An 18,474-nucleotide genomic window follows, 5' to 3' on the forward strand; every position below is an offset into this window, starting at 1 on the left:
CTGTAGCGGAATTTACAACGAAATACTGCTAAAAACAGACAACATATGGTGGTTCACAGAAACACATATAAGTTCTGCGGAAAACCTATAGGGTGCGTCGCTAAAAACCGCTGTGCGCGAAAAACATAAAGGGTTTACGGACCCGGTCCCAGACCCCTCAATACTCTGAGCCGGAAGAATGGAAAGTGGAAGGTTGATGTATCCCCACTATTTTTTTCCGTTTTTCGGAGTACATCGGGAGCTACAACTGCGGACCAGCTCTGTGTGAACTAGATGAGAAGGCGCAGCAGCGAATCATCGACGCTGGACAGTTGGTGCTGCGGGCACGCGAGCGGCACCCCCAGCGGTCACTCGCGGAGCACTACAACCCGTTATCGATGGACCCAATTCTGCTCAAGGCTCACAACAACTTGGACCGGGAAGTCGATAAGGCTTTCGATGTGGCACGCGAACTCACCAACGAGCGCCAGCGCCAGGAGCTACTGTTCGCCAGCTACGGGGAGTTGGCGAGGGGCTATGTCTCCTCGCTTTCATCAAAATCGAAACCACCAGCAGGGTCGTTCCCCGTGCGGGCGATTTTGATCGGTCCCGCTGCTGGGTGTAGAACCCTGTCGCTGGCAACGCCGGGAACTATGACTGTGCCCGACGAGAACACGTCACTGCCATAACGCGGCCCACGGTAGACGAACATGGGTCGTTCACTAATACTGGTGGATTTCGGTTTTGGTGGTGGGGGGATTACCGCCGCCGGCCTCGATTTTTCCGTTGAGGAGGGCGTTGACTACTTCCCGATTGTGAAATGGGCCGATGGCGCGGTGGAGAGGAACCAGTCACCTGGAAGAGATCGATCCAGTCGCTGGTGTGCAATCTGGGAGGTAGGGTTGCGGGGTCGATTCCTCGCGAGCGCAACCATGATTGTGTCTCTGAACGTGATGAAAACAACCCTGCCCTTCGGAGAATTTCCCCTATCCCGCGTCCCCGGGCGGTGAAAACGGTGTGCACCATCGCCTGAAAGGCTTTGCGTTGCTCTATCGGGATCTTCGGGTCACCCACCCGGCGGATCACTAAGATCCCCCCGTCAACGTTTGGCTGTGGCCGGAAAGCAGACCTTGGTACTCGGGAACCAAGGTGAAACGTGAACCATGGGGACCACTGAGCCGTCATCATCGTGCTTGCACCTACCCCGGCCCGGCGGCGAGCGACTTCCCACTGCATGAGGAGTACAGCGTCAGTCCATGCCGGCGCATGCAACAACTTTCGAAGAATGGCAGTGGTGAGGTGAAAGGGAATGTTTCCCACAATGACGCAGGGAGTGGCGGGTAACGGGAAGTTGAGGAAATCATCATGGACCACTTCGACCGACGCCGAGGCGGTCTTTTTTGTGAGTTTGGCAGCTAGTTTTGCGTCTACCTCAACTGCCGTTATTGCCCTCCCCAAGTGGGATATCGGGTGAGTGAGGGCACCGCTTCCTGGCCCGATCTCAATGATGGGGCCGGAGGTTTGTTTTACAAGATCGACGATGGAGTTGATGATCTTGTGGTCTGTGAGAAAATTTTGGCCATGTTCGTGACGGCCGTATCCGTATGTAGACATCAGGTGTGCTCCGTGGAGTTGAAACGGAGCCGGGCATGGCAAATGGCCGCCCGGCTAAAGGACCGGAGCGGTTTCTAACCTGCGGGAGGGAGAAAACCGCCTTAGCGGCTGGTGAGCGGCCGCATGAAAACGGAACCTGAAATCAACATGGGCCTATCGTATCCAATTGATTTCGCAGGGTCCAATAGGGTGAGAAAGAAGACAACCGCACCGCAACAGTGCAAGACCTCTCTGGATTGGAATTTGTCCTACCTTCGGCTCGTCGTACAGACGCCACTGGCGTATTTTGTCTCTGGGCAACGAGGGGGAGTTACCCCCACCTCCGGATGTTTTTAAGGTGCACCCCTTATTACGCTGTGGTGCGGGAGTAGTTTTGTCCGACTGATCGGACTACCCACCGACGTGGGGCGGGTAGTTCGAGGTCCCAGCAGATGATCGCGTCGATTTCGCCGCGTTCAAAGGATGCCACCATGGCGTCGTAGTCGGGGCGAGCCACATTCTTCTTTGACGCGGAAATGGACTGATCGACGTAGTTATGTCCTATGTCCAACGTCCAAGCCACGCTGCTTTGCAATGGCTTCACAGTCCTGACGCTGCCGGTCGATGGTGAGGCCATCCACGTCAGCGTCTCGCGAGATACGAAGGTAAATAGGAGCGCGTGTTGCCAAACGCTTTTAATAAGGCCCTTAGCTAACATTGAACTTAAACTCGACCGAATTCCAGTTTAACATGTAGCGCTGTTGAAGCCGTGCAATTGAGCTCCGAGTCTCACTCGATTTTGCTACGGGTGCCCCTGTCATCGCGCGCCCGCGTGAGGACCGTGAAGCCATTGCCAGCAGCATGACTGGTGAGTCGTGGCATGTACGAGGCTTAGTCGATCTTGGCCTCTGAGAAATATGGAGATTGTCCTGGCCACGACGCGGGCATGCCTCGTGTTGGGATTGAGGTCGCCTCAGACGGCAGCCCGCACAGCTCGACTATTGGATCTCGATTGCGACGACACCGCGACAGGCTGGCGCCTTACGGAAGAAGACCTAAAGCGCACGCACCGTCATAATTGGGCGGCTGGGTCTTTGGTGATGAGATGCTCAGGCTCAGTTCACGCCGGCTCGATCGGCCAACACCTTGGCCGTCACCGAGCGTGAATCCGGATCCAGAGCATGCTGGGCGACCGCCGCCGGTGTTCCGGTGACCAGGATCTGGCCACCCTCATCTCCGGCTCCCGGGCCGACATCGATGACGTGGTCGGCCTGCGCGACCACTCGAAGGTCGTGCTCGACGACGACCACCGTCGCGCCGTCATCGACCAGGCGACGTAGCTGGGTCAGCAATAGATCCACGTCCGCCGGATGCAGCCCCGTCGTAGGCTCGTCCAGGAGGTACAGGCTGTGCTTACGACTGGAGCCGCGTTGCATTTCGGAGGCCAGCTTGATGCGCTGCGCCTCCCCGCCCGAGAGCTCCGGGGAACCCTGCCCTAGCCGCAGGTAGCCAAGCCCGAGTGCGTGCAGGAACTCGACGGAACGCAGAATCCTCGGCTCCTCGGCGAAGACCTCGAGCGCCTCGTCCACGGTCAGTGCCAAGATATCGGCGATGCTGCGGCCGCCCCACTGCACCTCAAGGATCTCTGGCTTATAGCGCTTGCCGTGGCAGGCCGGGCAGGTGGTGTACGTGCCGGGCAGGAACACCAGCTCAACCTCGATGCTGCCCGCGCCGTCGCACTCCGGGCAGCGGCCCTTTTTCGTGTTATAGGAAAAGTCCGACACCGACATGCCCCGCCTGTTTGCCTCAGGCGTGTCAGCAAACAGCCTGCGAACATGATCGAAAAGACCTGTGTAGGTCGCGACGGTGGAGCGCACCGTACGCCCGATCGGCTTCTGGGTGATGTGAACCAAACGACGGATGCTATCGATCCCCGTTGCGCTCTCCACCCGGAAATCTCGGGTCGGGTCGGAGCCTGCCGTGATGTTAGCATCCGGATCCTCGTCCGAGACCTCGTCGGCGCCGACCACCTGCTTAGCCGCGCGGGATGCCACGTCGGCGAGTACCCCGGTGACCAGGGTGGATTTGCCGGAACCGGATACCCCCGTGACTGCGGTGAGTGCCCCTAGCGGGAAGTCCACATCGGCCCCGTCGAAGGCACGCGCGTGCACGCCGCGAAGGCCGATGGATTCACTACTTCCGGCCGGGGTGTCCGTCAGCTCGGGGAAGTCTGCGTTCAAGGCGGTAGCGGTGGGCGAGTCCAGCTGCTCGGCGTTGGCGCGGAACTGGTCAGTGGGGCCGGAGAACACCAGCTCCCCACCGCGTTCACCGGCGCGAGGGCCGATATCGACGATCCAATCGCATTTCGCCACCAGCGACATGTCGTGCTCCACGAGAAGCACCGAATTGCCCGCGTCGATGAAGCGTTGCAGCAGCTCAGAGACCGCCTTCCGCTCCACGACGTGCAGGCCGGCCGAGGGCTCATCCAGCACATAGGTTGTGCCGAACAGGTTCGAGTTGAGCTGGGAGGCTAGACGCAAGCGCTGGTGCTCACCCGCAGACAAGCTCCGTGCCTGGCGGGCGAGGCTCAAATGCCCCAGTCCCAGCTCGATCGCTGCGCGCACCGTGGGCAGCACCTGATCTAGCAGTAGCTCTTCGGCCTCGTCGTGCTCGTTCCACTGGTGTTTCGCGATCCCCGCCAAGTGCTGGAGACGGTCTTCCAGTACAGTCAGCAGATCCTTCAATGCCAAGTCGTTGAATTCGTCGATGGCGTAACCGGCGTAGGTGACCTTCAAGGTATCCGGCTGGAAACCGCGGCCCTCGCACACCGGGCATATCGATGAATTCATGAAAGAGAGCACTCGGCGGCGGGTCTTATCCGATCCCGTCTCCGCCAGAGAGTCAGTGAGGTAGGTGGCGACCGAGCGCCATTTGCCTTGATATGACAGATGTACGGCGTTTTCGTCCCGAACCGGGTGGACGGTGACCACCGGCTGTTCGTCAGTGAACAGGATCCAGTTGCGATCCTCTTGCGGAATGTCCCGCCACGGAACGTCGAGCGGATAGCCGAGAGCACCAAGGATGTCCCGGAAGTTCTTGCCCAACCACGCTCCCGGCCATGCCGCGATCGCGCCGTCCCGGATAGACAGGCTGGGATCCGGCACCATCGACTCTTCCGTCGGCCGGTGTATGGTCCGGGTGCCCTGGCACTCGGGACACATGCCGGTGGTGGTGTTAGGGGAGAAAGCGTCGGAGTGGAGCCTGCCGTATTCCAGCCGCTCGCGCATGCCGTCCGGGTAGCTGCCGGATCGGGAAAAGAGCAGCCGAACACTATTAGAGATATTTGAGATCGTCCCCACGGAGGAGCGCGCCCCACCGAGGGTGGTGGACTGCTGCAGGGCCACCGTCGGCGGCAGGCCTGTCACTGACCCTACGCGCGGGTTGACCGCGCCACCGATGAGACGGCGCGCGAAGGGGGAGACCGACTCCAGGTAGCGACGCTGCGCCTCCCCATGGATGGTGCCGAAGGCCAGGCTGGACTTGCCCGACCCGGACACGCCGGTAACCGCCACGAGGGTATCCCGGGGCAGGTCGACGTCGACGTGTTTCAGGTTGTGGAGGTGTGCATCACGCACCCGGATCATCGGATCGTGACTCGCGCGCGTCGAAGAATGCGGAGCTGGGGACTCGGATGTGGAGTGGGTCATCGTGGTTACTTTAACACCGCAGGTTGTGCCCTTATTGACGGAGGTTGCCATCGCTGCGTAGGCAGGCAGGGCCTTCCTAACCCGGTGCGCCTCACCGAGCTTGGCTCCGGCTCGCGGAGGGGCTACTGCCCCGTGGCTGGCTTGCTCCGGTTGATGCCGCGGCGGAGGACGGCACGAATGAATTAAGTAAGGCGAGCCTTTCCTAATTATGGTACGTTGTGCGGCATGCGATCAAAGCTCTCGTATACCGCGGTTGAGGTCCGCGTCGACGCAGTGCGCGACCTGTGCCCCTCGATGCGTCGAGTCACCCTAAGTGGAGAAGGACTGAGGAAGGCTGCTCCGCTTTGCCTTGATCGTCGGATCAAGCTCGTGCTGCCCCGATACCACGGTGACGCACTGGAGGACATCCCGCGTATCCCGGGCTGGTATGACGCCCTCGTGTCGTTACCGCCAAGTGATCAGCCGCCCGTGAGGACATACACGGCACGGGCAATGCGTCCGGGCATGGCCGAGCTTGACGTCGATGTGGTTCGCCACGGCACCAGCGGCCCCGCGGGCCGGTGGATCGAAACCGTGGCGATTGGCGATCGGCTCGTCGTTGCCGTCCCCCGGGCTGAGGTTAAGGATATTGACACCATTGGCCTGGCTTGGCATCCGGGCAGTGCCAAGCAAATCCTGGTGGTTGGCGACGAAACCGCGGCGCCGGCTATAGCCAACATCGCCGCCTCGCTGGCACCAGATGTCGTCGGCACCATTCTGGTCGAGATGCCGACCCCCGAGGACACCTGGCCTCTCAAGGCCCCGCCCGGGGTTGACGTTAAAGTGTTGTGCCGCGACGGTGAGGCTCCCGGAAGCCTGCTCGAACGCGAACTTCACACGCTGACGTGGCCGCCCGAACCGGCCGAAAGCGAAGCGGTCGATGACCTCGACGATGACGCTGGAATCCTGTGGGACGAACCCGCAGGAGATGCCGACGGCGAGCATTTCGCCTGGTTGGCAGGCGAAAAAGGAGCTGTGCAACGTATGCGCCGCTTCCTCGTACGCGAACGCGGCTGCCCCCGCGATCGGGTGGCCTTCATGAGCTACTGGCGTCAAGGGCACGCCGAATCCTAACCATCCCGGCGCGACCGCGTCGGTCCCACATAACCCCTAAAGGAACACCAGAAATGTACCCCTCAGATCAGCGTCTGAGCATGCCTCGTCGCGGGCTGCTCGCCCTGGCCGGAGCCTTCTCGTTGTCTGCCGTCACCGGTTGCGGCAGTAACCGTTCGAGTGCTGGGTCAACGTCCACCGAAACCGCGTCGGCGGGCAGTTTCCCCGTTGTGATTCGCCATGCCTTGGGATCCACGACCATCAAGCAGGCGCCTCAGCGAATTGTCACCATCGGGCAGGGCGCCACTGAGGCCCTCATCAGTATGGGGGTCTACCCGGTTGGCGTTGAAACCTATGCCTGGGGAGCTGACAAGGATGGACATCTACCCTGGAACCGAGAAGCCTTCGAGAAGGCGGGACGGCCCCTTCCAGCTCTATTCGCCGGCGGTGAGCAACTCGACGTCGAGGCCATTGCGGAGCTCGAGCCCGACCTGATCCTCGCTCCATGGTCAGGGCTCACCCAGAAACAGTATGACCAACTGACCGCGTTCTGCCCGACTGTCGCCTACGAGAAATCCGCCTGGACCACTACTTGGGACGGCGAGATCCGCATGGTGGCCAAGGCGCTGGGGCGCCCCAGCGACGGCGACAAAGTCATTAGCGACCTCAAGAAAACCCTCGCCGACACTGCTGCTCAGCACCCACATTGGGAAGGCACGACCTTCAGTTACATCTACACTGAAGGCCAGGGAACGCTTGGCATTTTTCGTCCCACGGAACAACGCGTGGCCTTGATCAGCATGCTCGGCCTGACGGTCGACCCAATTGTCGATACCATCACGGCCAACGATGGGTCCGATTGGGCGCTCATCAGCCTCGAGAATGCCGATAAGCTCAAGGATTCTGACCTCATCTTCACCTTTCATCTGGATGCCGCGACCAAGAAACAGGCCACCTCGCAGCGGCTCTACTCGTCCATCCCTGCCATCAAGCGTGACAGCGTGGTGGCCCCGACTGACCCGCAGCTCGTCACAGCGATCAGCATGATCAACCCGCTCACCGTGCCGTGGAGCCTTCCACGTCTCACTGATCTCATCGACCAGGCCGTCGCGAAGGTGACGGACTAACTCTTGCTGGCCCGTCGACGTACTCTGGTCGCCACCGCTCTCGTGGCGGTGGTGCTCGGTATCACCTGTGTGCTCAGTCTTGCTCTGGGCAGTAAAGCCATCGGACTCCGTGACCTGGCGGAAGCCATCCACAGTGGCGGCGATCCCCACGTGCGGGAGGTGCTGGCAGCACGTGTCCCACGCACCTTGTGCGGGCTGGTTGCGGGCGCTGCCCTCGCCAGTTCTGGCGCCGCGATCCAGACAGTCACTCGTAATCCCCTCGGGGATCCGGGGGTTCTGGGGCTGACAAGTGGTGCAGCAGCTGGAATCGTTACCGTCACGTCGATCCCCGGGCTCGCTGGCCTCCAGCTCGTCGGGGGAGCCTTCGCCGGAGCAGCGGCGGCCACGGTTGCAGTGATGGTACTTGGCAGTTTCGGGCGTGGCACCGATGCCACCAGGTTGGTACTCGCCGGGGCCGTGACGACAGCCGTCGCCGTTGCCTACTCGCAGGCCGTGAGCCTACGCCACAAGGCAGCCTTTGACGCGTTGCGCTATTGGTCAGCGGGATCGCTGGCGGTAGGCGACTTCCTCGATTGGTGGCCCGTGGTGGTGATCGCAGTCGCGGGCGCGGGGCTCTTCGCCGTGGGACGTGGGCTGGATGCCGTGGCTCTTGGCGACGAAGTTGCCGCGGGCCTGGGACACCATCCCGCACGTGTGCGCGCTCTCACTCTTACCGCGGTGGCTCTGATGACCGCGGCCGCGACAGCGATTAATGGCCCTATCGTCTTCGTCGGTCTCGCTGCACCGCACTTGGCCCGACGATTCGCTCAAGGCTCGGCGCGTGCGCTCATCGGGTTGTGTTGTCTGATTGGGCCGGTACTCATGCTGCTGGCTGATGTGATTGGACGCCTGGTCCTGCGTCCTGCTGAGGTACCTGTTGGAGTCGTGACCGCACTCTTGGGTGCGCCTTTGCTGCTCGCAGTAGTCCGCCGCTCACGAGGCGTGCTGTGAACGCGTCCCCCACCTCCCTCGCCGCGACTCAAGACCTTGCAGCTCGCCTCGCCCGGCGCAGTCGTACCCGGCATGTCCTCGCGGTGGTGATCCTGGTGGTGGCTCTGGTGGCATCCTGCGCGTGGACGCTGGCCATTGGCAAGCTCGGCACCCCCCTTGCACGTCAACCGCAAGCGTTGCTGGATCTGGTCACTGGTCGCGGCAGCCTCGCCCTGACGACACTGCGCGGACCGCGCCTTGTCGTGGCGGTCGGGGCGGGTGCGGCGCTGGGACTGGCAGGAGCATTATTCCAGCGAGCGACTGCGAATCCACTCGTCACTCCCGATGTCATTGGGATTACCACCGCAGCTGGAGCTGGGATGGCGGTGGCGAGTGCGCTCAATGTTCCGACCGCTTTTGGCGCGCTGGGTGGTGCCCTTGCGGCCGGCCTCATCATCCCGTGGGCCACGACAACAGGCTTCCGTAATCCCGGCGCGGTGATCGTCGCAGGGATCGGTATTGCAGCGGCCTCCACCGCGTTGACGCAGTTTGTCTTGGTCTTCTCACGCCAGTCCGAGGCCATGGCTCTCGCGGCCGCACTCACCGGGTCGCTGACCGCGCGAACCTGGGGTGATGCTCTGGTCGTCTGGTCAGTGCTCCTCCCGCTGGGGCCGGTGGCGCTGGGGCTGCGTGTTGACCTCGATCTCATCAGCCTTGGCGACGATGCGGCTCACGGTCTCGGATCGCGCCCGGCCAAAACGCGTTCTTTCGCGCTATTAGTGGGAATTCTGCTGACTGTGGGCGCGGTGGCAGCAGCAGGCCCGCTCGCCTTCGTGGCGCTCACTGCCCCTCATTTGGCTCGTGGATTGACCGGGCGGCCGGCGATGGGATCCGCGGCGTTAGTCGGCGCGACGACGGTGTGCCTGGCCGATCTCGCTGTTCGACACGTGGCGTTCCTGGCCGGGCTTCCCGTGGGTGTACTCACGGCCCTGATCGGCGGGCTGTTTCTCGGCGCGGTTCTCATCTCACAAATCCGGGAGGGCTCACTATGACCAGTTCGGCAATCGACATGAACGAGCTCACCATTCGCTTCGGTGGCCTGACCGCTGTTGACCGCCTCAGTGCCGCGGTGCCGAAGGGAAGCTTCAGCGTCGTCATCGGCCCTAACGGGTGTGGCAAGTCGACCTTGTTGCGTGCTGTGGCTCAGGTGCGGCCGGCCGACGAGGGCAGTGTTACGGTGCTCGGCCACGATGTTTCCCGCATGGGGCGTCGACAGCTGGCCCGCACCTGCAGCCTTCTGCCGCAGACCACCGTGGCCCCACGAGGTCTGCGCGTGGGGGAACTCGTGGCGCGTGGCCGCCACCCCTACCACTCGTTCCTCAGTAGCAGTGCCCCCGGTGACCAAGAGGCCATCAACCGGGCTGTTGAACGCGCCGGAGTTGCCGACCTCGTCGGACGGTACGTGCACGAGCTGTCTGGTGGCCAGCGGCAGCGCGTCTGGTTGGCGATGGTCCTTGCCCAGGACACCCCGGTCATCCTGCTGGATGAGCCGACCACATTTCTGGATCTCTCGGCGCAGTACTTACTTCTTGATCTATGCTCCGACCTGGTCGATGAAGGTCGTACGGTCATGGCCGTTCTGCACGATCTGCCCCAGGCAGCTGCCTATGCCGATCACGTGCTTATGCTGAACCAAGGGCGATTGGTTGCCGCGGGGTCTCCTGCCGAGGTGATCACTGAGGAGAATGTGGAGGAGACCTACCGAATCAAATGCCGCGTGGACCTCGAGGATCCGCGTGGGCCGGTGGTTCTTCCGCTTGCTCGCAAACACCGACTGTGAACTAGCCGGCGCCGCCCCGCGAGTCGTTCAAATCCGACGGCTCTAGGCGGTGAGATGCTGATCCCAGGTTCGGTATGCACGCAGTGGACTGCGGTCTGAAACAAGGAAGTGTTGAACAGTTCCGATCTGGGTCTAACCAGGGGTAGGGTCGCCCACACAGAACTCGTTGCCTTCCGGATCCTGCATAACGGTCCACACGAGTCCCGGTGCTTCATGACTGCCGAGTTCGGTGGCGCCTAGCTTCTTGAGGCGCTCTACTAAAGCTTCGCGTTCAACCCCGCCGCCGTCGAGATGCACGCGGTTTTTACCGGGAGTGGGATCTTCAACGCGCTGAAAGCCGAGTGCCGGAGTGGAGTCGAGCAAAACGAAGTCTCCGTAGTCGGCGGCGACAGCGCATCCTGTGGCGGACGCCCAGAATTCAGCGAGCTTAGAGGGATCGTCGCAGTCGAAGGTTACCTGGCGGATAGCAAAGGTTGCGTCACGCATAGTCCGCATCGTACTTGTGTGTCGTTGCTTCTGCCTGTTAATCGCAGGTAGGTAAATGCCCAACGGTGCGCCGTGGGATTCTGCTTTAATGCCTCGGTCGCTATCGACTCGTGTCACGTCGACGCTGGGCAGTGACAAGTGCGTAACCGGTAGTGGAGTCGATCCGCCCGGAAGCATCGGCGTGGGCCTCGAGGTGAGCGCGCAGCGCGGTCCAAAGAGCCTCTCGGCGGGCGCCGGCATTGTCGGCCATCCACGCGTGCGTCGGGCTTCCTTCTCGGTAAAGCTGCATACCCTCATCGACGCTTTCGAACGACCACTCCAGGTCGAGGTGTTCGATGCTGATGTGGTCGAACCACGGCGACAAGCGCTCGTGCGCTACATCGTCGACGCCCCAGGCCATGTGGGGTGGGGTTTGCGTCGAGGAGCCGGGGCTCACGGCTTCCGACATCGCGTCGGTCATCGTCGCGAGAAAACCTTTGAGATTCCACGTGGCCATCACAAGGGTTCCGCCAGGACGAAGGATCCGAGCCCACTCTTCGGGTCCAGCTACGGGATCGCAAAACATGGAGCCAAACGTGCTTGTCAACGCCTCGTAGGCGGAATCCTCTAGCCCGGTTGCCTCCCCTTGGGTGCCAAGCCATGTGGCCCCAGGTGCGCGCCGCTGCCCGATCGTGCGGATCCGTGCGGTCGGCTCAACGGCGGTCACGGAGTAGCCGCGGCTGAGGAGCTCCGCGACACCTTCGCCGTGCCCGGAACCGATGTCAGCGACGATCGCGGGGCTTTCCACGAATTGAGCCAGTCGGGTGGCAACGAGGGCAGAGACGGGCTGCAGGCGTGCGGCGGTCGGGGCGTAGTCGCTTGCGGACCAAATATCGGTGGGAGAGCTCATACGCCCACACTACATGAGAAGCGTTATCAGAAATCTTTCGCGGTAGCGCGCGGCAGGCCCGCTCAAGTAGTCAGAGGTGACGCTGGCGAGGATTCGGAGCGAGGGCATCACCATGCCCTTACCGCCAAGGTGCCGAGGAGTTCATGTTCGCCTAAGGACGCACGCCTTGCGCGTTCGTCACCCCGAACTACGCCCAGCCTTTCCTGCAACGCTGGCCCCGCAACTCCACACGGAAGGGGAAACCATGAGTTGGGAAGAAGACATCGACGCTCTCGCCGAAAAGGGAAACGAACGCATGGATGCTGAGGATTACCTTGGCGCGGTGGAGTTTTTCGATCTTGCCTGGACAATGCTCCCGGAGCCAAAAACACAGTGGCCGCAAGCGACGTGGCTGCTTGCGAGCATCGGCGATGCGCACGTGCTCCGCGGGGATTTCGAAACTGCGCACGCGGCGCTCACGACGTGCATGCACTGCCCTGAGGCGATTGGAAACCCGTTCATTCACTTGCGTCTTGGCCAGGCGCAATTCGAGCTTGGCAACGAGCCGCGAGCGGCGGATGAACTCATGCGTGCGTACATGGGGGCGGGACCGGAGATTTTTTCCGACGAAGACCCGAAGTACATCGACTTCTTGGCGAGCAAGGCCGCCCATATCGAGCGCCCGATCAGCTGAAGCTCACGAAAACACGCACCTGTTCGCTGAGGTCGCCGAGGTCGCGGGTTTCAGTGAAGCCCATGGCTTCGTAAAACGAGCGTGTGGCTTGCCCGCAGCCGGTCATGAGTACTTTTTGTCGTACGTCGCCATAGGGCTCAAACGCGCGCGAAAAGAGCTCGCGCCCGATTCCACGGCGGTGGTGACTTGGCCTCACGAGAATGTCTTGGAGATAGACGATGGTAAGTCCGTCGCCGACGATGCGGGCGAGCCCCACGAGCTCATCACCAACTCTCGCGGTGACGATCCGAAGAGAGGCATCAATCGCTGCTTCGAGCCGGTCAGGGGTGCGAGTGTAGACCGTCCAACCGACGGAATCGTAAAGCGAAACAAGCTCTTCACGCGTGGGCACGTCATCGATCGCGTAGGTCACGAAATCCATGGACGCAAGCCTACCGTCGGAAATAGTGAAGCCCCCGCCTTCTCGCAGATACGCGAGCAGGCGGGGGCTTCTTCGAGCCCTAGCTCCTGAAAGCTACTCAGATGGTGTCGCCCTTGCGGTTGCCCTCGGCGTCAACGCCGTCGACGGCAACCTCTTCGCGCGAAACGTCGGTCGCAACCTTCTCGGTGTCCTGAACGGTGCGGGTGCCCACGCGGACATCCTCGGTCGCAACGGTCTCCTTGTTCACGACGGGACGCTCTTCGGAGATCGACACCTCGACCTCGTCCTCGCCGAGGGGAGCGTCGGTTGCGGTGCCGGTCGCGGGGGTGCGCTCGACCACGAACTCTTCGCGCTCAACGGGAACCTCAACGGTCTTGGTGTCGGTCACGACGTGCTTGCGAAGGCGCACGCGGCCGGTCTCGACCTTCTCGGTGCCAACGTTGACCTGCTCCTCGTGGAGGGTGATCTTCTGCTCGCCGTTGACGTCGGCAGCCTCGCGGCGATCCGCATCAGCGGCGTAGTCCTCACGGTTTACGTCGCTAGCGGCATCGCGCTCGCCAGCAGCGCCAGCAACGCCCGCGGTACCGGTAACGCCGGCGGTGCCGACGCCTTCTGCGCTTTCGTTGCCCTCGGCATTATTCGCGAGGCCCTGCTGGTTGAGTTCGCGATCCTCGCGGACCTCGCCCGTGTTGGCGGTGGTTTCGGTGCCGTAGCCCGGGTCCTTCACGCCGTAGTAGCGGTACAGATCGTTTTCCTGCTCGGGGGTGATCTCGCCGTCCTCGCTGATGTTCGGAGCGTCCTTCACGAAGTCCTTCTCGTAGGGGACGGTGATCTCGTCGCCCGCGAGCTTCGCGTCATCGAGCGGGATGAACGTTTCGTTCGTGCCGAAAAGGCCGGTGTTCACCGTGACCCACGAGGGCTCACCGGTGCTGTTGTGGAGGTAGACCTGGCCGACCGAGCCGATCTTGTTGCCGTCGCGGTCGATAACGGTGGCCTTCTGGAGAGTGTCAATCTGGTCGCGGAGGTTCATGGTTGGTGTCCTTTCCTCGAACGTAAGACTTTCGAGACACTGTGGGAAGCTCGTGAGCGTCTCTTGTGGAACGCTCGGAGCTCTTCTGTGCCCCAAGCAAGAACCAACTTTCCATGTGAGCCTTAGGACTTCTTCCATGAACCCTGACTGCCGCGTGACAGTAGGCTTGTGATGAGCTGGGAGCATTGGGGCTAGCCTGAATGCTCTACGCGTAGGGCTTTCAACTTCGCATGCGGAACAATGGGGCAATGGACTTGGATGTGCGACATGCCCGCCTCTCCGATGCGTTCGCTGTTAGCGAATTTGCGGCGCGAACCTTCCCCTTGGCGTGCCCGCCGACGCTTGCAAGAGCCCACATCGACGCCCATATCCGTGAGAATCTTTCTCCCAAACAATTTGATGTGCACATCGCCCATCCGGACCACGATGTACTCGCGGCAGCCGTCGGACCTGAAATCCTTGGGTACGCACTCGCACTTTTCGGGCCTGACGGTTCCCCCGCTCCGGGCCTTGGCGTCACGCTCAACCCCGCGGGCCTCCTTTCAAAGTGCTACACGGACCCAAAGGTGCACGGCACCAAAGCAGGGGCCAGCCTCCTTGTCGCGGCCGAAGAGCGCGCTCGTGAACGCCACGCGGAAGGCCTATGGCTCAATACCAATGCGCAGAACATCCGGGCGCAGCGTTTCTACCGCAAGCACGGATTCAGTTGCGTTGGCAATATCGATTTCGTCGTGGGAGGGATTGTGCACCACGACCCCGTGTTCGAAAAGCGGGTTTAGCCGAAAACGGCCCTCAGGGTCACGATGCCCACCGCGCCGATGGCAGCCGCCGCCGGAAGCGTAATGACCCAGGCGAGGGCAATCGGTTTCATGAGTTTCCAGTTCGCCGCCTTGTTCACGAGACCGATGCCGAGGATTGCGCCGATCAGGATGTGAGTCGAGGAGACCGGAATACCAATCATCGACGCCCCCATCACGACGCCCGCGGCGGAAAGTTCGGCGGCAAAGCCGGAGGCGGGGTGCATCTTCGTGAGGCCCGTACCAACGGTCTTGATGACGTTGCGGCCGATGAACCACAGGCCACAGATCAGGCCTATGCCGGCGCTCAGCATGAGTGCTGCGGGCACCGTTGCGTCGGCGGAGATTGTGCCGGTCTTGAGAACGTCGAGCACCGCGGCAAACGGGCCAACGGCGTTCGCGATGTCGTTCGATCCGTGGCTGAAGGCGAACGCCGAGGCGGTGAACACCTGCATCCACGAGAACAGGAGGAAGGTCGAGCGGGAGAGATCTTCTTTCTTGAGGGTTTTCGCGAAAATGAACACGGCCATCCACACGGCAGCACCCACCATCGCCATGATGAGGATGTTGCCCGCGTTATCGATGTCGAGGTGCAGGTTCTTCAGGCCTTTGAAGAGGAGCATAGAAGAGATCACGATCGAGCCTGCAGCCGCAAGGAGAGGAACCCACGTGTCGAGGGCGCGGTGGGCGTTGATGTGCTCGGCGCGCTCTTCAATGTCGTGGAGTTCGCGGTAGTAGTCCGAGTCAAGATCTTCAACGTTGTAATCGGGGTCCGACTGAATCGTCGACGCGTCGCGCGCCATCGCGTTCGTGTAAGCGATCTGCTGGATCTCCGTGAGGCGTTCGAATGCCTTCTTGTGTTTTTCACGGTGCGCAGCGCGGTCGATCTTGAGCTGGCGGAGCTTTTCATCGGCTTCTTCGTTGTACACGAGGATGTAGCGCTTGATCGCCCCGAAGAGAATGTAGGCGACGATCCCGCCGAGGAGAGGTGACGCGACCCAGGACAGCGCGATCTTGCCGATTTCGCCCCACTGCACCATGTCGAAACCACCGGTGCCCGTGACGAGTCCGAGTGTCACGGCCGCGCCAACGATGCCGCCGACGATCGAGTGGGTCGTCGAGACGGGCCAGCCCATCTTCGTCGCCACGAGGAGCCAGAGAGCCGCGCCAAGGAGAGCCGACATCATGATGAAGGCAAAGTCGATTGGCTGGACGGTGAAGGCGTTGAGGTCAACGATGCCACTTCGCACAGTCTCGGTGACATCGCCGCCCGCGATCACGGCGCCGCTCACTTCGAAGATCGCGGCAACCATGAGTGCCTGCTTCATGCTGAGCGTTCCCGCGCCCACGGACGTGCCGAACGAGTTGGCGACATCGTTGCCGCCGATGTTGAACGCCATGAACAGGCCCACGACGATGGTCGTGATGAGGATGCCCCACGATCCAGTGCCGGTGTAGCCAAGCGCCCAGTAGATGCACAAAATGAGCGTGCCGAGTGTGAGGACACCGAAGGCAAGGTGCCAATTGCGATCGGGGCCAAGGAACTGGCGCTTTGGTTCGAGGACGTCGTGAGACATGAGGAACAATCCTTCGAGGGTGAGGAGTGGACCGCATCATGATGCATCGGCAGAGCAACTGAAAGGTTACGCGCACTTTGCCTTTGGGTGGATATTCCCAGTCTGTTGGCCATGACTTTCACAAAGTACGTGGGGTAGACGGCTGGATTCTGCGCGGGCGAAAGCCGAGGAAGGGACGATGGCGGCGAGGGGGGCAAGGGTTCTTCTCCTTCTCGGTTGTGCTGTTAGCCATCACGGTGCCTGTGCTGCATGAAACTGCCATGAGGCGAAAATGAAGAAACCTTCATGTACTGGGAGCGCTAGAGTTAAACGGGCGCACGCCCGGCTGTTTCTGGTGCGGGGCCGTTCACATACGAGACGCAGCGAAGAGAGAAGGATCCATGCGAGACGAGCGGATGCGGGCTCTCGCAACCGCGGCACGAACCCTCGTGGGGTACGGCCACCTCACGTCGGAGGCAATCTCCGCGGTCGAATCCCTGAGCGCTCGACTCGGCTTGCCGGTGCGGTGCATCGTTGAATGGAACCGCGTCGTCCTCGTCGATCTCGACGGCCTTGCTCATACAACCGTGCACGTGCGACCCGAGGCAATCAACATGGCGCGCGTGAACGCGACGCTACGAGCGATTGATTCGCTTCCGGCCGGCGGGGCCATCGGCGATCGTGAACTCGCGCGGCTCAATTCTCGGCTGGACGAAGCGGCTTCGATTTCGCACGCCCCGCTATGGCTTTTCGTCCTCGCCTGCATTGCGGGTGCCTGGGGGCTCGCCCTGATCTACGGGGCGCGGAGCCCTCTGTCCTACGTCCTGATGGCGATTGCCGCGGGAGTGGGCGGGGTTGTGAGACGCTGGCTCGGATCCCACGGGATTGCCGTGCCGGGCCAGGCGCTTGCGGCTGCCATGCTCGCGGGGATTCTGGGCGGAGTCGCCGATCACCTCGGTATCGCCTCGACAGCCCGGCTCGTGGCGGTGTGCCCCGCCATGATTCTCGTGCCGGGCCCCCACCTCATCAACGGCGCGCTCGACGTCACAGGCAAGAACGTCACGGTGGGGTGGCATCGCCTTGTGTATGGCGGCATCATCCTCGCGGCGATCAGCGGCGGACTCGTCGTGGGCCTTCTCTTGGTCGGGAGCGACCTCCCCGTTACGGCAGGAGCTCGCACGCCTTCGCTGTGGGTCGATGCGCTCGCGGCAGCGCTCGCCGCAATGGCGTTCAGCGTCTATTTCTCCATGCCGCTCACGCAGGCGGCATGGCCCATCCTCGTCGGGGGAATTATCCATGCAGGCCGTTGGATTCTCATGGTCGTGTGCGGCGTCAACGTCATCAACGGCGACCTCGCGGCGTGCATCCTCGCCGGGCTCGTGTTAAGCGCCGTTGCGCACCGCAAACGGCTGTCGTTCGCAGGCGTCGGATTTGCCGCGATCGTTGCACTTGTGCCCGGCATCTACCTCTTCAGGGCTGTTGCGGGGATGGTGCAGCTGACGGCGCGGCCCAACACGGTTGTCGTGGTCGGCGTCGCGCAGGATTTCTCCACCGCCCTGCTGATCCTCGCGGCAATGACCTTTGGGCTCATCCTTTCCCATGGTTTTATCATGAGGTGGCGCGCGGTCGCGCGGTAGGGGCGGTCGCTAGCCCTCGACCTTGCGCTTCGCCTCGCGTAAGAGAGTCGCGTATTCGGTCGCGCTCATCGACACTTCGGGCATATTGCGAAGCCCGTAGTGGGCCTTGCCATCGGCATCGTGCTCAAACTTCCACGCGAGCGGGAACCCTGCGCGGGCAGCCTTGCGGCGCGGCCACGCAAGAACGCCGGGGATCACGCGTTCACTCTTGAGTCCGAGCGCTGCGACGATCTCTGACGCTCCGAGCGTGTTCGGCGCAGCGTCCATAAAGAGGGTAAAAATATCTCGCTCGTTGCGTTTGAGGGAACGCCACCACTCAATGGCACCGTCAAGCAAGTCCTGATCACTCGAGGTGGGGCGGATGGCAGCGACGCTGCGGCGCGGGTTTTCCGGCACAGGGGGAGTGCGGTCCGACGCCTGTTTTGCCTCGTCCATGCTTCGGTTCACGGCGCGCTCGCCGCCTGGACTTTGAGGCGCGCTTGCGGCGGGGCGAGTTTCCGCAAGGGCGCCGCCTTCGGTCGCGGGCTTTTTGCGCACGTTGTCATTCGCCTTGGGCCAGGCGGCGTCGCTCCCCGCGAGCCACGTGCCAAAACGCGTGTAGAAATCGGCGAGCCGATCTTCGGGGACGAGAACCTTTACCTCATGCATGACCATAGGGCAATTCTAGGCCGCATCGAA

The 18,474-nt window shown here is 62.0% G+C and carries 18 protein-coding genes; 9 read left to right on the top strand and 9 right to left on the bottom strand.

Annotation, left to right across the window (positions count from 1 at the left end):
- Positions 1 to 314 precede the first annotated feature (314 nt).
- Entirely contained in the window at positions 315 to 668 is a 354-nt protein-coding gene (locus DAD186_RS03210) for a type IIL restriction-modification enzyme MmeI (protein WP_311201274.1), read from the top strand.
- A 70-nt stretch (positions 669 to 738) separates the two neighbouring features.
- On the opposite strand, the gene erm is transcribed toward DAD186_RS03210, so the two are convergent.
- From erm to DAD186_RS03225, 3 genes are all read right to left on the bottom strand, one after another.
- The gene (erm, locus tag DAD186_RS03215) at positions 739 to 1,593 is read right to left on the bottom strand and encodes a 23S ribosomal RNA methyltransferase Erm (RefSeq protein ID WP_065247467.1); all 855 of its coding nucleotides are present in this window, start codon (positions 1,591 to 1,593) and stop codon (positions 739 to 741) included.
- 349 nt (positions 1,594 to 1,942) lie between these two features.
- Complete coding sequence (locus DAD186_RS11075) at positions 1,943 to 2,155, bottom strand: recombinase family protein (RefSeq protein ID WP_233187660.1); 213 nt, start codon at positions 2,153 to 2,155, stop codon at positions 1,943 to 1,945.
- A gap of 532 nt (positions 2,156 to 2,687) precedes the next feature.
- A complete protein-coding gene (locus tag DAD186_RS03225) occupies positions 2,688 to 5,279 on the bottom strand; it encodes an excinuclease ABC subunit UvrA (RefSeq protein WP_065247468.1) in 2,592 nt (863 codons plus the stop codon).
- Between the two features lie 225 nt (positions 5,280 to 5,504).
- Here DAD186_RS03225 and DAD186_RS03230 point away from each other — a divergent pair, with 225 nt between their 5' ends.
- Genes DAD186_RS03230 through DAD186_RS03250 form a run of 5 tightly spaced genes read left to right on the top strand, consistent with a single transcriptional unit; the run spans position 5,505 to position 10,307 of the window.
- On the top strand, positions 5,505 to 6,392 hold the full coding sequence (locus DAD186_RS03230; protein WP_065247469.1) for a siderophore-interacting protein: 888 nt from the start codon (positions 5,505 to 5,507) through the stop codon (positions 6,390 to 6,392).
- Positions 6,393 to 6,445: 53 nt separating this feature from the next.
- The gene (locus tag DAD186_RS03235; RefSeq protein ID WP_082738637.1) at positions 6,446 to 7,498 is read left to right on the top strand and encodes an iron-siderophore ABC transporter substrate-binding protein; all 1,053 of its coding nucleotides are present in this window, start codon (positions 6,446 to 6,448) and stop codon (positions 7,496 to 7,498) included.
- Positions 7,499 to 7,501: 3 nt separating this feature from the next.
- On the top strand, positions 7,502 to 8,488 hold the full coding sequence (locus DAD186_RS03240; RefSeq protein WP_065247470.1) for a FecCD family ABC transporter permease: 987 nt from the start codon (positions 7,502 to 7,504) through the stop codon (positions 8,486 to 8,488).
- Positions 8,485 to 9,519: a FecCD family ABC transporter permease gene (locus tag DAD186_RS03245; protein WP_065247471.1), complete on the top strand. Its 1,035-nt coding sequence runs from the start codon at positions 8,485 to 8,487 to the stop codon at positions 9,517 to 9,519. Before DAD186_RS03240 ends, DAD186_RS03245 begins: the two co-directional genes overlap by 4 nt.
- Entirely contained in the window at positions 9,516 to 10,307 is a 792-nt protein-coding gene (locus tag DAD186_RS03250) for an ABC transporter ATP-binding protein (protein WP_065247472.1), read from the top strand. Before DAD186_RS03245 ends, DAD186_RS03250 begins: the two co-directional genes overlap by 4 nt.
- 132 nt (positions 10,308 to 10,439) lie before the next feature.
- On the opposite strand, the gene DAD186_RS03255 is transcribed toward DAD186_RS03250, so the two are convergent.
- Together DAD186_RS03255 and DAD186_RS03260 are read right to left on the bottom strand one after the other, a co-directional pair.
- Positions 10,440 to 10,793: a VOC family protein gene (locus DAD186_RS03255; protein ID WP_065247473.1), complete on the bottom strand. Its 354-nt coding sequence runs from the start codon at positions 10,791 to 10,793 to the stop codon at positions 10,440 to 10,442.
- A gap of 100 nt (positions 10,794 to 10,893) precedes the next feature.
- On the bottom strand, positions 10,894 to 11,682 hold the full coding sequence (locus DAD186_RS03260) for a class I SAM-dependent methyltransferase (RefSeq protein ID WP_065247474.1): 789 nt from the start codon (positions 11,680 to 11,682) through the stop codon (positions 10,894 to 10,896).
- A gap of 244 nt (positions 11,683 to 11,926) precedes the next feature.
- Here DAD186_RS03260 and DAD186_RS03265 point away from each other — a divergent pair, with 244 nt between their 5' ends.
- Positions 11,927 to 12,355 carry a tetratricopeptide repeat protein gene (locus DAD186_RS03265; protein ID WP_065247475.1) on the top strand — a complete coding sequence of 143 codons (429 nt, stop codon included), beginning with the start codon at positions 11,927 to 11,929 and terminating at the stop codon, positions 12,353 to 12,355.
- Here DAD186_RS03265 and DAD186_RS03270 read toward each other — a convergent pair.
- Complete coding sequence (locus DAD186_RS03270) at positions 12,348 to 12,776, bottom strand: GNAT family N-acetyltransferase (protein ID WP_065247476.1); 429 nt, start codon at positions 12,774 to 12,776, stop codon at positions 12,348 to 12,350. The two genes, DAD186_RS03265 and DAD186_RS03270, sit on opposite strands and share 8 nt — an antisense overlap.
- Positions 12,777 to 12,873: 97 nt before the next feature.
- Positions 12,874 to 13,806, bottom strand: a complete 933-nt coding sequence (locus DAD186_RS03275; protein WP_065247477.1) for a DUF2382 domain-containing protein — start codon at positions 13,804 to 13,806, stop codon at positions 12,874 to 12,876.
- Between the two features lie 248 nt (positions 13,807 to 14,054).
- On the opposite strand from DAD186_RS03275, the gene DAD186_RS03280 reads away from it, so the two are divergent.
- Positions 14,055 to 14,585: a GNAT family N-acetyltransferase gene (locus DAD186_RS03280; RefSeq protein WP_065247478.1), complete on the top strand. Its 531-nt coding sequence runs from the start codon at positions 14,055 to 14,057 to the stop codon at positions 14,583 to 14,585.
- On the opposite strand, the gene DAD186_RS03285 is transcribed toward DAD186_RS03280, so the two are convergent.
- The gene (locus tag DAD186_RS03285) at positions 14,582 to 16,180 is read right to left on the bottom strand and encodes an inorganic phosphate transporter (protein WP_065247479.1); all 1,599 of its coding nucleotides are present in this window, start codon (positions 16,178 to 16,180) and stop codon (positions 14,582 to 14,584) included. The genes DAD186_RS03280 and DAD186_RS03285 overlap by 4 nt on opposite strands.
- A gap of 380 nt (positions 16,181 to 16,560) precedes the next feature.
- Here DAD186_RS03285 and DAD186_RS03290 point away from each other — a divergent pair, with 380 nt between their 5' ends.
- The gene (locus tag DAD186_RS03290) at positions 16,561 to 17,796 is read left to right on the top strand and encodes a threonine/serine exporter family protein (protein WP_065247480.1); all 1,236 of its coding nucleotides are present in this window, start codon (positions 16,561 to 16,563) and stop codon (positions 17,794 to 17,796) included.
- A 9-nt stretch (positions 17,797 to 17,805) separates the two neighbouring features.
- Here DAD186_RS03290 and DAD186_RS03295 read toward each other — a convergent pair whose 3' ends face one another.
- Positions 17,806 to 18,450, bottom strand: a complete 645-nt coding sequence (locus tag DAD186_RS03295; protein WP_065247481.1) for a hypothetical protein — start codon at positions 18,448 to 18,450, stop codon at positions 17,806 to 17,808.
- Positions 18,451 to 18,474 lie beyond the last annotated feature (24 nt).

The sequence above is a fragment of the Dermabacter vaginalis genome (assembly GCF_001678905.1).
GTDB classification, from domain to species: Bacteria; Actinomycetota; Actinomycetes; order Actinomycetales; family Dermabacteraceae; genus Dermabacter; species Dermabacter vaginalis.